The 13,041-nt window shown below is 67.3% G+C and carries 12 protein-coding genes and 1 other RNA gene; 1 reads left to right on the top strand and 12 read right to left on the bottom strand.

Going from position 1 to position 13,041, the window contains the following annotated elements:
* Positions 1-682: 682 nt before the first annotated feature.
* From ssrA to mtnA, 6 genes are all read right to left on the bottom strand, one after another.
* Positions 683-1,032: a transfer-messenger RNA gene (ssrA, locus tag OXF11_01905) on the bottom strand.
* A 30-nt stretch (positions 1,033-1,062) separates the two neighbouring features.
* Positions 1,063-1,530 carry an SsrA-binding protein SmpB gene (gene smpB, locus OXF11_01910; protein ID MCY4485853.1) on the bottom strand — a complete coding sequence of 156 codons (468 nt, stop codon included), beginning with the start codon at positions 1,528-1,530 and terminating at the stop codon, positions 1,063-1,065.
* Positions 1,531-1,587: 57 nt separating this feature from the next.
* A complete protein-coding gene (gene panC, locus OXF11_01915) occupies positions 1,588-2,442 on the bottom strand; it encodes a pantoate--beta-alanine ligase (GenBank protein ID MCY4485854.1) in 855 nt (284 codons plus the stop codon).
* A gap of 8 nt (positions 2,443-2,450) precedes the next feature.
* Positions 2,451-3,254 (bottom strand): 3-methyl-2-oxobutanoate hydroxymethyltransferase, encoded by an 804-nt coding sequence (panB, locus tag OXF11_01920; GenBank protein MCY4485855.1) that lies wholly within the window; start codon positions 3,252-3,254, stop codon positions 2,451-2,453.
* Between the two features lie 312 nt (positions 3,255-3,566).
* On the bottom strand, positions 3,567-4,910 hold the full coding sequence (locus OXF11_01925) for a glutamate--cysteine ligase (protein MCY4485856.1): 1,344 nt from the start codon (positions 4,908-4,910) through the stop codon (positions 3,567-3,569).
* Between the two features lie 43 nt (positions 4,911-4,953).
* The gene (gene mtnA / locus OXF11_01930) at positions 4,954-5,991 is read right to left on the bottom strand and encodes an S-methyl-5-thioribose-1-phosphate isomerase (protein ID MCY4485857.1); all 1,038 of its coding nucleotides are present in this window, start codon (positions 5,989-5,991) and stop codon (positions 4,954-4,956) included.
* A gap of 137 nt (positions 5,992-6,128) precedes the next feature.
* On the opposite strand from mtnA, the gene OXF11_01935 reads away from it, so the two are divergent.
* A complete protein-coding gene (locus OXF11_01935; protein MCY4485858.1) occupies positions 6,129-6,392 on the top strand; it encodes a hypothetical protein in 264 nt (87 codons plus the stop codon).
* Here OXF11_01935 and ftsZ read toward each other — a convergent pair.
* The 6 genes from ftsZ to murC are packed head-to-tail and all read right to left on the bottom strand — an operon-like array spanning position 6,389 to position 13,040.
* Positions 6,389-7,612, bottom strand: coding sequence for a cell division protein FtsZ (ftsZ, locus tag OXF11_01940; protein ID MCY4485859.1), 1,224 nt, complete (start codon positions 7,610-7,612; stop codon positions 6,389-6,391). The genes OXF11_01935 and ftsZ overlap by 4 nt on opposite strands.
* Before the next feature lie 40 nt (positions 7,613-7,652).
* Positions 7,653-8,879, bottom strand: coding sequence for a cell division protein FtsA (ftsA, locus tag OXF11_01945; GenBank protein ID MCY4485860.1), 1,227 nt, complete (start codon positions 8,877-8,879; stop codon positions 7,653-7,655).
* A gap of 37 nt (positions 8,880-8,916) precedes the next feature.
* A complete protein-coding gene (locus OXF11_01950) occupies positions 8,917-9,762 on the bottom strand; it encodes an FtsQ-type POTRA domain-containing protein (protein MCY4485861.1) in 846 nt (281 codons plus the stop codon).
* Positions 9,755-10,720, bottom strand: a complete 966-nt coding sequence (locus OXF11_01955) for a D-alanine--D-alanine ligase (protein ID MCY4485862.1) — start codon at positions 10,718-10,720, stop codon at positions 9,755-9,757. Before OXF11_01955 ends, OXF11_01950 begins: the two co-directional genes overlap by 8 nt.
* On the bottom strand, positions 10,717-11,631 hold the full coding sequence (murB, locus tag OXF11_01960; protein MCY4485863.1) for a UDP-N-acetylmuramate dehydrogenase: 915 nt from the start codon (positions 11,629-11,631) through the stop codon (positions 10,717-10,719). Before murB ends, OXF11_01955 begins: the two co-directional genes overlap by 4 nt.
* On the bottom strand, positions 11,628-13,040 hold the full coding sequence (gene murC / locus OXF11_01965; GenBank protein ID MCY4485864.1) for a UDP-N-acetylmuramate--L-alanine ligase: 1,413 nt from the start codon (positions 13,038-13,040) through the stop codon (positions 11,628-11,630). The genes murB and murC overlap by 4 nt, the downstream gene beginning before the upstream one ends.
* Position 13,041 lies beyond the last annotated feature (1 nt).

The raw sequence follows: 13,041 nt of genomic DNA on the forward strand, positions 1-13,041 counted from the left end.
CCACCAGCGGCAAGCCAAGGGCCTCGGCCGCCCGCTCGACGGCTTCCCATTGCGTCGCCGAGAAGGACACGTTCAGCCGTCCGCCCGCGTACAGCGACACCCTAGCCCGTCGTATTGGCCGGGCCGTCTGTCCGGAGGCCTTGTCCCGCCTCGTGTCCGCTCTCGTGTCCTTGCCCCTCATGCTTTCCGTCCCTACAGGACGTGGCGTGTTGTCATTGCGCCAACGCGACAAGTTGGCTTGGTGCGTGTGCTGGGCAGCCTCGCGGAACGTGAGCACCGTCACCTTGCGCTCGTCGCCCAAGGGATCGCCGCCAGCCCATGCCGTCCGGCGGTTCTCAAACGCCCTCTCCCTGGCTTCGCGGAGAGTCACGAGCGGGAACGGTCCCAAACCGATGTCGTGACGCTTACCCTTGATGGTGAGCCGCTGGACGAATGACTTTGAGCCGCCAGGGTGGACCACCAGGAACAGCGTCCCGCCGTCCCCGTACCTACCTGGACGCCTAAGACCCTCAATCGTCTTGACCGTGAGCTTAATCTGGACTCTCTCCGTCCCACGAGTTTTCCCACGTTAGGTGTGGAAACATAAGGGAATCGACCGGAACTGTCAAGCTCACGAAAGCCCCTGTTTACAGGGATTTCGTGAGCTTTGGGGGAATGTATGGGAACAGGAAAAACTAGGCCATGGTGGAGGCGGGGGGAATCGAACCCCCGTCCGAAGGCTTTCCGCCGAAAGTGACTACATGCTTAGTCGCCGTTTTGATCTCATCGCCCAAGCCCCCGGCGACGGGGTCTTGTGCGACTATCCGGTTTAGATCTCGACCTCATCCCCTCCGGCAGAGGAATCGGTCCATCCCGCTGAATGACGCCTTGTCCGACCCCGCGGGAGAAAGCCGGCAAGACGCTGGCTATCTAGGCAGCCAGGGCGTAATCTTGTTCGTCTGCAGTTACTTGCAGTCCTGCGTTATTAACGAGGCCGCAGGACCCCGGCATGCCACTTTGACTTCCCACCCCCGTCGAACCCATATCGCCCCCAAAAGATGAGATGTGCCCCGGCAGTCCACTTCAACGGCTCTTCATGGAGCGTTCCATCTCCCGCCGGACCATCCGTTCCTTGACCGTGGCGCGCTTGTCGTAGAGCTTCTTGCCCCGGGCCAGACCCAGCTCCACTTTCGCGCGCCCGTCCTTGAAGTATAGCTTTAACGGGATCAAGGTCAAGCCGCGCTCCTTGACCTTGCCCAGGAGCCTCGAAATCTCGCGTTTGCGCAACAGCAGTTTCCGCGGTCGGGTCGGCTCGTGATTGAACATATTGGCCGCCGGGTACGGGCTGATGTGGGAGTTGACCAGGACCACCTCGCCCTTGTCGACGCGGGCATAGCTGTCGGCCAGGTTCGCGCGCCCGTCGCGCAGCGACTTGACCTCGCTGCCCAGCAGCACCATGCCGGCCTCGAAGGACTCCTCGATGGAGTACTCCCGGCGCGCGCGCCGATTGACCGTGATGGTCTTCTCGTTGGTTTCCTTGGCATTGGCCATGGACGGGTCCGTTTCCTTCTCGCGGCGTGTCGTGCAACCGACGGACGCGGCATCGCGTTACGGCTGGCGGCCTTCCAATATGCGGTTGTCGATGAGCCGCGCCTTGCCCACCCAGGCGCACAGGGCCAGCAGCGTCGGTCCGCGGACCTCGGACACCGGATCGAGGTCGTCGGGGTCGCACAGGTCGGCGTACTCGAGCCGCGCCAGGGGCTGGCGGCCGATCTCCGCCACCACCGCGTCACGGACTTTCGCGGCGCTGGTCTCGCCGCCGCGCACCAACGCCTGGGCCTTGCCCAGCGCGCCTTGCAGACACGCGGCCGCCTGCCGCTCGGCCGCTTCCAGGTAGCGGTTGCGCGAGCTCATGGCCAAGCCGTCCGGCTCGCGCACGGTGGGACAGGCCACGACCTCGACGTCGAGGTTCAGATCCAGGAGCATGTGCCGGATGACCTGAACCTGCTGGTAGTCCTTGAGCCCGAACACGGCCACGTGCGGGCGCACGATGTTGAACAGTTTCAGCACCACCGTGGCCACGCCGCGGAAATGTCCCGGCCGGTGCGCCCCGCAGAGCGGCCGGCTCACCGCCTCCACGTCCACGTAGGTCTGGAAACCCCGCGGATACATGGCCTCGGCCGTGGGGTTGAACAGCAAGTCCACGCCCTCGGCCGCGAGCAGGCGCACATCGCGCTCCAAGTCCCTCGGATAACTCTCGAAATCCTCCGACGGGGCGAACTGGGTCGGGTTGGCGAAAATGGAAACCACGAGGCGGTCGCCGTGCCTCCGGCCCGCGCGCACGAGACTCAGATGGCCTTCGTGCAGGAACCCCATGGTCGGCACCAGGACGATACGCTCCCCCCCGCGCCGGACGCGGTGGCTCCACGCCTGCATCTCGGGGATTTCCTGGATGGCGGGCAGCGCCGGCATCAGTGGAAAGCGTGCTCCTCCGCCGGAAAGGCCGCCGTCCGCACTTCATCCATGTAGGTTCGCACCGCGCCGCCGATGGTGCCCTTGAGGTCGGCGTAGCGCTTGACGAACTTGGGGGTGAAATCGTCGAACAGGCCGAGCATGTCGTGCACCACGAGGATCTGCCCATCGCAGTGCATACCCGCGCCGATGCCGATGGTGGGAATGGTCAGGCGTCGGCTGATCTCCCTGGCGAGTTGCACCGGGATACCCTCCAGCACCACCGCGAACGCTCCGGCTTCATCCACCGCCACGGCATCGTCGAGGATGGCGCGGGCGTCGGCCTCGCCGCGCCCCTGGATGCGGTAGCCGCCGAACTGGTGCACCGACTGGGGGGTCAGCCCCACGTGCCCCATGACCGGCACGCCCATCTTCACCAAGGCCTCGATGGTGGCGGCCTGGGTGACGCCGCCTTCGAGCTTGACCGCCTCGGCACCGCCCTCCTGCACGAGCCGGCCGGCGTTGCGCTTGGCTTCGTCCACGCCCAACTGGAAGGTCATGAACGGCATGTCGGCAACCACCAGGGCGCGCCGGCGTCCGCGAATCACCGCGCGCGTGTGGTAGATGATGTCCTCGACGGTGACGGGCAGCGTGCTCTCGTGCCCCTGCACCACCGAGCCCAGCGAATCGCCCACCAGCATGAGGTCGATGCCGGCTTCGTCCAGGATACGGGCGAAGCAGTAGTCATACGCCGTCAGGCAGACGATCTTCTCGCCGCGTTCCTTCATGCCACGGATTTCCGGCGCCGTCATTTTCCGTCCCATTCGTTTCCCTCCTCGAAGCAGGCCACGGCCGACAACAAGACACCGACAGGGCCGAAAGCAAAAAAGCCCTCCGGACCGATCCGGAAGGCCATCCCGCTACCGTGGAAACGATAGACGCCAGAATGTCTCATCCGTCTCGGTCCGGCGCTTCCGGATCCAAGCGGCAGTGCGCGTCTTTCCGCTGCCCCCTCGTGGAGTCGGCCGGCCCTGCCTGACCGCTCCGGAGCTAGGTGTGGCGCACCACACCTACGGAAAGATGGGACGGATAGTAGCGTGAAGAACGGGAAAAGTCCAGCCTATCGCCATGGGCCCCTACGGCAGCTTGTACGAGCTGTCGTCGATGAGGCGGCGAAGGTCCTGGCGGAACTCGCCCTGCCACTTGGAGAGGATGACGTCCGCGGGGCAAAGGCCCTGCTGCACCAGGTCGCGCAGCGCTTTCAGGTGAATGGTCTCGTCCTCGCCGCGCCGGCTCAGGGCGTGCTGGCGCGCGAGCCCCTCCCAGGCGATGTCCACCATCTCCTTGGCCACGTCGCCCAGGGTATAGCGGCGGAAGCGCGCGGCGAGTCCGTCCTTGTGGGAGTCGTGGTAGGCGGTCATGCGCTCGTCGAAGGTCCAGCCCTTGACCAGATCCCAGGCGGCGCCCAGGCAGTCGGCGTCGTAGCAAAGGCCCTTGATGAGTGCCGGCAACGCGGGCATGAGCTCGGGCGCCTGGCTGTCGGCGGAGCGGAACTCCATGTATTGCTTCAGGCGCACCTCGGGAAAGAGCGTCGTGAGGTGAAGCTGCCAGTCCGCCATGGTGGCGTAATGGCCCTGGTGGCCGTGCTCCAGGAAGCGGCGGAACGAAATCGCGGTCATGTCGATGTAGTGACCGTCCCTGGAGATGAGGTACATGGGGACGTCGAGGGCGTACTCCACGTAGTGGTGGAACGTCGCGTCGGGCGAGAAACAGAACTCCAGCAGCCCGCACCGGTCCGCGTCCGTGCGTGTCCAGATGTGGCCGCGGTAGCTCTTGAAGCCGTTGGGCTCACCGTCCGAAATGGGCGAGTTGGCGAATGCCGCGCCGATCACCGGCGCCAGGCCCATGGTCGTGCGCAGCTTCGCCATGGCGTCCTTCTCGTCGCCGTAGTCGATGTTGGCCTGCACCGTGGCGGTCTGCTTCATCATGCGGTGGCCCAGGGTCCCCACCTTGGACATGTACGGTCCCATGATGCGGTAGCGCCGCTTGGGCAGCCACTCGATCTCGTCCACCCGGCTGAAGGGTTGTATCCCCAGCCCCAGGAAGGCCACGTCGAAGCGCTCGGCGACGTCGATCAGCTCGCGGATGTGCTGGGAGAACTCGGCGTTGCTGCAGTGGATGTCGTCGCAAGGCTCGCCGCTCAACTCGATCTGTCCCCCCGGCTCCAGCGTGATGGCATGGTTGCCGCGCTTCAGGCCGATGAGGAAGCCCTCCTCTTCCTGCGGCTCCCAATCGTAGTCGCTGACGAGCCCTTCGAGGATGGCGCGCACGCCGCGGCGCCCGGAATAGGACAGTGCCCTGGCCGTGTCGCGCTCGATGCCGACCTTCTCGTACTCGGTACCCACGCGCCACTGCTCGCGTGGCTTGCCGGCCTCGTGGAACCAGGCTTCCAACTCGTCTTGTCTCTCGATGACGGCCATGGTGCGGTTTCTCGTGACGGAGTGCGGGATGTTCGCCTTGCCCCTACGGAGCACAGACGTTCCGCAAGTTGCTGCGATAGGGCGCCGTGACCACGGCCTTTTCGGTGATGATGGCGGAGACCAGCGAATGGTCGGTCACGTCGAACGCCGGGTTCAGGGTATTCACTCCGTCGGGCGCGATGCGCTGTCCGGCGATGTGAGTCACCTCGTCGTCGGCGCGCTCCTCGATGGGAATCTCCGCGCCGGAGGGACAGGACAGGTCCACGGTGGAGGTGGGGCAAGCCACGTAGAATGGAATGCCGTGGCGCCGGGCCATCACCGCCACGGTGTAGGTACCGATCTTGTTGGCCACGTCGCCGTTGGCGGCCACGCGGTCGGCCCCCACCACGACGGCGTCCACGCGGTTCTGCTGCATGACGTAACCCATCATGTTGTCGGTGATGAGGGTGACGGGGATATCCTCCTTGCGCAGCTCCCAGGCGGTCAGCCTGGCGCCCTGCAGGAACGGCCGTGTTTCATCCACGAATACCTCGTCGATGGGCATTCCGCTATCCTTCATCGCCCGCAGCACCCCGAGCGCGGTGCCGTAACCCGCGGTGGCCAGGGCACCCGCGTTGCAGTGGGTCAGAATGCGCCGGGAGTCCTTCAGCAGCGCCGCGCCCAGACCGCCGAGCCTGCGGTTCGCGGCGATGTCCGCGTCGTACATCTCGACGGCCGCTTCCTCCAGGCGCTGCCGCAGCGTCCCCAGGTCCCCGTCCCTGTTGGCCTCGTAGACGCGCCGCATGCGTTCCAGCGCCCAGTGCAGGTTCACGGCCGTGGGCCGGGTGTCCGCCAGGGTCTCGAACACCTGCCGCATGGCGCTGTCGACGTTCTTCCGGTCCCGGATGTGCCGCGCCCCCAGGGCAACCCCCATGGCGGCGGTGACGCCGATGGCGGGCGCGCCGCGCACGACCATGTTGCGGATGGCTTGGGCCACCTGGCGGTAGTTGCGGCAAACCCGGTACACCTCCTTCCGGGGCAGACGCCGCTGGTCGATGAGGAGCAGCTCTCCGTCGCGCCACTCGATGGTTCTTACGGACATGTCGGTTCTTTCGGCGTTCGTCCATTCATCCGGCGGTCGTTTGTCTTTGCCACATGCTCAACTATAGTACCCATGAAAGGAGGGTCAAGGGTCGCCGGACACGGCACACTCCCGACGGCCCCGGACGCACACGCGCCATGACCGAGCTCACGTCATTGATCGGATACGCTTCCGGCGTCTTGTTCATCGGGCCGGGCCTGGAGCCCCGGACGATGCTGGCCACCGTGGCGGCCATCCACCTGTGCGACGCTATCCTCTGCTTCTTCGTGGCCCGGTACGGCGGGCGCAACCCGACGTACTGGACCCTGGCCGGACTGGTTTTCGGAGTCTGGGCCACCCTGCCGCTCCTCTTGCGGCGCCGCGTCACCGAGACGCAAGGGAACGCGATGCCCGAATCCTAATCCATCCGTTTGCGCAGAAACGTCGGGATGTCGAAGTCTTCCTCGGCTATGTCCTTCTCTTCGAGGTCGATGGGCTGAGGAGCGCTCGGCTCCTTTTCCTCGACCCGCTGCCAGTTCGGACCGCCGTACTCGTCGTCCACCAGCGTGCCGAGGTGCACGATCTTCTTGTCCCGGGCATCCCGCACGCCCAGACCCAACGACCCCTGCTTCTGCCGCGGCGCATCCTTCTTCTCCACCGGTGCCGGCTGCGGCGCAGTCAGTCCTTCGTCGCCGAAACCCGTGGCGATGACCGTGATCCGCAGTTCATCCTCGATGGCCTCGTCGATCACCGCGCCGAAGATGATGGTGGCGTCGTCGTGGGCCTCGGCCTGGATCAGGGTGGCCGCCTCGTTGACCTCGAACAGGCTCATGTCGGCGCCGCCGGTGACGTTGATCAGCACCCCGCGCGCGCCGTTGATGGAGACGTCCTCCAGCAACGGACTCGAAATCGCCTGCTGCGCCGCCTCGAGGGCGCGGTTTTCGCCGGTGGCGGAAGCCGCCCCCATCAGCGCGAATCCCATCTCCCTCATGACCGTGCGCACGTCGGCGAAGTCGAGATTGATGAGCCCCGGCGTCACGATCAGGTCGGCGATGCCCCGGACCGCCTGGGTCACCACGCCGTCGGCCACCTTGAAGGTCTCCAGCAGCGTGGTGGACTTGCCGGCGATGCTGAGCAGACGCTGGTTGGGGATGACCACGAGGGTATCCACCTTGTCCTTGAGCTCCCGGATGCCTTCCTCCGCCTGTTGCATGCGGCGTTTGCCTTCGAAGATGAAGGGCTTGGTGACCACGCCCACCGTGAGCGCTCCCACCTCGCGCGCGACGCTGGCGATGACCGGCGCGGCGCCCGTGCCCGTGCCGCCGCCCATCCCCGCGGTGAGGAAGATCATGTCGGCGCCCGTGAGGAATTCACGGATGCGCTCCTTGTCCTCCATCGCGGCGCGCCGGCCCACTTCCGGATTGGCGCCCGCCCCGAGCCCCTTGGTCAGGGAGTCCCCTATCTGGATCTTGATCTCGGCCTTGTTCGCGTCCAGCGCCTGGCTGTCCGTGTTGGCCACGATGAAGTCCACGCCCTTGAGGCCCTCTTCGATCATCGTGTTGACCGCGTTGCCGCCGCCCCCGCCGATGCCGATCGCCTTGATCCGGGCTCCCGATTCGATCGGATCCACCATCTCGAACATGACATGCCCTCCTTTTTCGAATTCCTGTTCCCGTCTAACTCTAGAAAAACTCCTTGAACCATTCGGTCATGCGCCCGCGCACCTTGAAGAACACGTCGTTGTCCCGCACGCGGAAAAGGTTTCGGTCCTGCTGCCCGAGGCCGTAGAGCAACAGGCCGGTGGCGGTGGAGTAGACCGGACTGGACACGACGTCCACCAATCCGGTGACGTTGCCCGGCAGGCCCTGGCGCACCGGCACGTCGAAGATCTTCTCCGCCATCTCGATCATGCCCGGCAGCAGCGTGGACCCTCCGGTCATGACGATGCCCGACACCACCTGCCGCGCGTAGCCGGACTTGGTGATCTCGCGGTGCACGAGATGGAAAACCTCCTCCACCCGCGGCTCGATGATTTCGCACAGCACCTGCCGCGACACCGTCCGGGGACTGCGTCCGCCGACACTGGGCACCTCCAGCATCTCGTTGCGGTTGACGACGTCGGCCCCCCCCCCGCCGTAGCGCTGCTTCAACTGCTCCGCCGCCGCCATGGGCGCATGCAGGCCCGCGGCAATGTCGCCGGTGAGATGGTTCCCGCCGACGCTCAGCACCGCGGTGTGCTTCACCGAGCCGCCGTGAAACAGCGCGACGTCGGTGGTGCCTCCGCCCATGTCCACCAGCGCCACGCCCAGCTCCCGTTCCTCCTGGGTCAGGGTCGCGTCCGCGGAGGCCAGCGGTTCGAGGACGAAATCGGCCACGTTGAGGCCGGTGCGGTTGCAGCACTTGATGATGTTCTGCGCCGCCGCCACCGCGCCGGTGACGATGTGCACGCTGGCTTCGAGGCGTACACCGGACATGCCCCGCGGCTCCTGGATCCCTGCCTGGCCGTCGAGGGCGAACTCCTGCGGGAGCACGTGCAGCACCTCCCGGTCCAACGGAATGGCCACCGCCTTGGCCGCGTCGATGACCCGGTCGACGTCGGCCTCGGTGACTTCCTTGTTCTTGACCGCCACCACCCCCTGGCTGTTGAATCCGCGGATGTGGCCCCCCGCGATACCCGCGAAGACCGTGTTGATCTCGCAGCCGGCCATGATCTCGGCCTCTTCCACGGCCTTCTTGATGCCCTCGATGGTGGCCTCGACGTTGATCACCACGCCCTTGCGCAGGCCGTTGGACGGATGGATTCCGACGCCCACCACCTCGGGGCCCTGCTCGGTCTGCTCTCCCACCACCGCGCAGATCTTGTGAGTGCCGATATCGAGCCCGACAACAAGATTGTTCTTTTTGGTCATAGCGTCTCACGCCCCTTCGTTTGATCGCGACCGGCGCTCACGCCCGCTTTCGCGGACGCGTCACCACCTGCCCCTTGAAACTCAGGTCCACGGCCCTGAAACGGGTCTCCTGCTCCCGGAACTCGCGCAGGAACCATTGGAGCCTGCGCAGCTTGTCGTCCCAGTCACCCCAGCCCATGTGGAACGGCACGGCGTAGGAATCCGGATAAAGCACCACGCCGCCGCCGGAGTGGAAGCGGACCTCCGACAACTCCAATCCGGCCCGTTCCACCGTGCGCGCCAACTTCAGCACCTGCGACAGCTTCTTCCGGGTATCCGGCGCTTCCGGCGCGAGACCGGCCGCGCGCAGGCCCGTCACGAACGGCAAGTCGACGGAGTCCTCTTCGTCGAGGGCCTTGAAGATCACGCCGTCGTCCGCCACGTAATACAGCCGGTCCAGGGCGACGATGCCGCCGGCGCTCCACTCTTCCACGGTGATGGTCAGCCGCGCCGGCAGGTCCCGCCGCACCAGCGCCCGTTTCACCCAGGGATGCCGCTCCACTTTCTGCCCAAGCTCCACGGGATCGACACTCCATATGCCGGCGTACGGCCGCAACCCGGACATCACCACGATGTCCTCCCCCTTCACCCGTGCCGCTCCCAGGACCTTGATCTCGCGCACCGTGAAATGGGGATGCGAGAGGACGAACTCCGAGATGTCTCTCGCCGTGCCGCGAATGGCCGCGGACGCCTGGAGCACAACGCCGCCCTGCCGGTAGACTCCGGCGAGAGCCCGCGGGTACAGCCACGCGGCCAGGACCAACGCGCACGCCGCGACGGCACCCGCGGCCAGACCCGCGCGGCGGCGGCCGAACTTCCGCAACCAGGCCCGTGGATCAATCATGGGCCGCCTCCAGCACCGGTGTAGGCCGGGTTCCGTTCCTGAGCACGGCGCGGTCGAGGATACGCTCCACAAGCTCGCCGAACCCGATGCCGACCCCCGCGGCGATCTCCGGCAACAGGCTGAGCGGCGTCATCCCCGGCAGCGTGTTGACCTCGAGGGCGTACAGACGCCCCTCCGGGGAGATGCGGAAATCCACGCGCGGCGCCCCTTCGCAGCCGAGCACCGCGCAGGCGCGCGCCGCCAGACGCATCGCCCGGCGGTAGAGGGGACGGGGCAGGGGCGCGGGAAAGACGTGAGAGGCCATGCCCGAGGTGTACTTGGTCTTGAAGTCGTAGAACCCCGTCACCGGACGGATCTCCGTCACTCCCAGCGCCTCGCCGTTGAGGATACCCACGGTGATCTCCTGGCCCGCCACGTAGGTCTCCACCAGCGCGTCGCGGTCGAAGCGGCAGGCCTCGCGCACCGCCCGCGCCAGGTCGCGCCGCCGGCGCACGATGGTGACGCCGATGGTGGACCCCTCGGCGCGCGGCTTGACCACCACGGGCAACGGCAGCCTGACCTCCTGCCAGCGGTCCGCGGCCACCACCTCGCAGGCCGGCGTGGGGATGCGGTTGCGCGCCAGCACCTGCTTGGCCAGGACCTTGTCCATGCACAAGGCCGACGCCGTCACCCCCGAGCCCGTATAGGGAATGCCCATGACCTCCAACAGTCCCTGCACGCAGCCGTCCTCGCCGAGCTTGCCGTGGAGCGCGATGAAGGCCACGTCGATGCATTCCTCGCGCAGGCGCGCGGGCAGGTCCGAGCCGACGTCGATGAGCGCCACCGACGCGTACCCGCGGTCGCGCAAGGCGCCGGCCACCTCCTTGCCCGACACCAGCGAGACCTCCCGTTCCGCGGAAGGCCCGCCGTAGAGGACCCCCACGCGGCGGGATCGGAATGTCCCGGCCCGTTCGCTCATCGCAGCCATTCCCCCACGAATCGAACCTCCGGCTGCAAGGTGACGGCGAAACGGCTCTCCACCGCGGCGCGCACCTGCTCGATCAGCCGCCACACGTCCTCGGCGCGCGCGCCGCCGAGGTTCTGGATAAAATTGGCGTGGTGCGGGGACACCTCCGCGTGCCCCACGCGCAGGCCCTTGAGCCCGGCCGCCTCGATCAACCGTCCCGCGTGGTCCCCCGGCGGATTGCGGAAGACCGAGCCGAAGTTGGGCCGGCCCGACGGCTGGCTGGCGCGGCGCCGGACCATGATCTCGCGCATGCGCGTCTCCGCCACCGCCGGCGCGTCCGGCGTGAGCGCCAGGTCCACACGGGTCACCACCGCGCCCGCGGGAAGCCGCGTCTCGCGGTAGGCGAAGTGCAACTCGTGGCGCCCGAGCGCCAACGGCGCACCCGCCGCGGTCAGCCCCTCAACCCTGGTCACCACGCGTTCCATCTCCGATCCGTAAGCGCCGGCGTTCATCACCAGCGAACCTCCCACACTGCCGGGAATCCCTTCGGCGAACTCCAGTCCACCGAGGTCGCGGCGCACTGCCTCGCGCACCAGCCGGCTCACGGCGCAGGCCGCGCCCACCCGCGCCCCGTCGCCCAGCCAGCGCACCCGGCGGAACTCTCCGCGCAACCGCAGGACGGCGCCGCGCACGCCCCGATCGCTCACCAGCACGTTGCTGCCGTTGCCCAGAAGCAGCATCGGCTCGGCGTGCCGGGCCACGAGTTCGAGGCACGCGCTCAGGCCCGTTTTCGTATGCGCCTCGACGAAGCAATCCGCCGGTCCGCCGACCTTGAAGGAGGTGTAGCGAGCCAAGGGCTCGCCCGACTTCACTTCCACGCCGGGGATGCCGCTCAGCTCCGCGGCCAGCCGGTCCGCGCTCATGGGCGCTGTTCCCGCAGACACTCAAGCAAAGACTCCCCTACCTTGTAGACGTCCCCCGCCCCGAGGGTGAGGACCATGTCCCCTTCGGCCAGCCGGGGCAGCAACCCGCCGGCGATGTCCTCGCGGGAGGCGACGAACTCGACGTCCATGTGGCCCCGGCGCCGAATGGCCCGACACAGTTCCTCGCCGCCGACACCCGGCACCGGCTCCTCGCCCGCGGCGTAGACCTCCGTGAGGATCAGCCGGTGAGCGCGGTCGAAGGCCGGCACGAAGTCGTCGAACAGGTCCTTCGTGCGGCTGTAACGGTGCGGCTGGAACACCACGGTCAACGGCCGGTCCCAGCCTTCCGTAATGGCCTGCAGCGTGGCCTCGATCTCGGCGGGGTGGTGTCCGTAGTCATCCATGACCAGTATCCCGGCCGCCTCTCCCCTGATCTCCGAGCGGCGGTGGATACCGGCGAAGACGCCCAGAGCCGCGGCCGCCTGGTCGAACTCCACCCCCAACTCCCCCGCCGCCGCAATGGCGGCCAACGCGTTGGCGACGCTGTGACGGCCCGGCATGGGCAGCGTCACGGTCCCGAGCGCGCGGCCGCGGCGCAGCACCGAAAACGTCGACTCCATGCCCCGGGTCGCCACGCATTCGGCGCTGAAGTCCGCGTCGGCCGACAGGCCGTAGGTCACCACCCGCTTGTTGACCCGCGGTATCAGCGCGCGCACCCCCGGGTGGTCCAGGCACAGCACGGCGACGCCGTAGAACGGCACCTTGTTGACGAAGGCCAGAAAGGCGTCGGCCAGGGCCTCCGGGGTGCCGTAGTAGTCGATGTGCTCGCGGTCGATGTTGGTCACCACCGCCACCACCGGCGAGAGCAGCAGGAAGGTGCCGTCGCTTTCGTCCGCCTCGGCCACCAGGATGTCGCCTTTGCCCATCTGCGCGTTGCCCGCCAGCGAGCGCACCCGGCCGCCGATGACCAGGGTGGGGTCCATGCGCGCCTCGGTGAGCACGTGCCCGATCATCGACGTGGTGGTGGTCTTGCCGTGGCTTCCGGCCACGGCGACGCCGTACTTCATGCGCATCAGCTCGGCGAGCATCTCCGCTCGCGGAATCACCGGGATCTGCCTTTCCTTGGCCGCCGTCACCTCCGGGTTGGCGAACTTCACCGCCGTGGAGATCACCACCACCGAGAGCTCCTCCGGCAGGTGGGCGGCGTCGTGGCCGATGTGCACCGCCGCCCCCAGGGCGGCGAGCCGCCGGGTGGCCTCGCTCTCCTGCAGGTCGGAGCCGCTGATCTCGTAACCCAGGTTCAACAACACCTCCGCGATGCCGCTCATGCCCACGCCGCCGATGCCGACGAAGTGCACCCGGTGACGCCGTTCGAACGGCCTGATGTCGCGCCGCGCCGGCGGGCTCATG

Source organism: Deltaproteobacteria bacterium, assembly GCA_026712905.1.
Taxonomy (GTDB): Bacteria; Desulfobacterota; Binatia; order UBA9968; family JAJDTQ01; genus JAJDTQ01.

What these genes read in the sequence shown, in the direction of transcription:
- smpB (MCY4485853.1), bottom strand. Translation starts at nt 1,530, where the DNA reads ATGGCCAATGCCAAGGAAACCAACGAGAAGACCATCACGGTCAATCGG.
- panB (MCY4485855.1), bottom strand. Translation starts at nt 3,254, where the DNA reads ATGGGACGGAAAATGACGGCGCCGGAAATCCGTGGCATGAAGGAACGC.
- OXF11_01925 (MCY4485856.1), bottom strand. Translation starts at nt 4,910, where the DNA reads ATGGCCGTCATCGAGAGACAAGACGAGTTGGAAGCCTGGTTCCACGAG.
- mtnA (MCY4485857.1), bottom strand. Translation starts at nt 5,991, where the DNA reads ATGTCCGTAAGAACCATCGAGTGGCGCGACGGAGAGCTGCTCCTCATC.
- OXF11_01935 (MCY4485858.1), top strand. Translation starts at nt 6,129, where the DNA reads ATGACCGAGCTCACGTCATTGATCGGATACGCTTCCGGCGTCTTGTTC.
- ftsZ (MCY4485859.1), bottom strand. Translation starts at nt 7,612, where the DNA reads ATGTTCGAGATGGTGGATCCGATCGAATCGGGAGCCCGGATCAAGGCG.
- ftsA (MCY4485860.1), bottom strand. Translation starts at nt 8,879, where the DNA reads ATGACCAAAAAGAACAATCTTGTTGTCGGGCTCGATATCGGCACTCAC.
- OXF11_01950 (MCY4485861.1), bottom strand. Translation starts at nt 9,762, where the DNA reads ATGATTGATCCACGGGCCTGGTTGCGGAAGTTCGGCCGCCGCCGCGCG.
- OXF11_01955 (MCY4485862.1), bottom strand. Translation starts at nt 10,720, where the DNA reads ATGAGCGAACGGGCCGGGACATTCCGATCCCGCCGCGTGGGGGTCCTC.
- murB (MCY4485863.1), bottom strand. Translation starts at nt 11,631, where the DNA reads ATGAGCGCGGACCGGCTGGCCGCGGAGCTGAGCGGCATCCCCGGCGTG.
- murC (MCY4485864.1), bottom strand. Translation starts at nt 13,040, where the DNA reads ATGAGCCCGCCGGCGCGGCGCGACATCAGGCCGTTCGAACGGCGTCAC.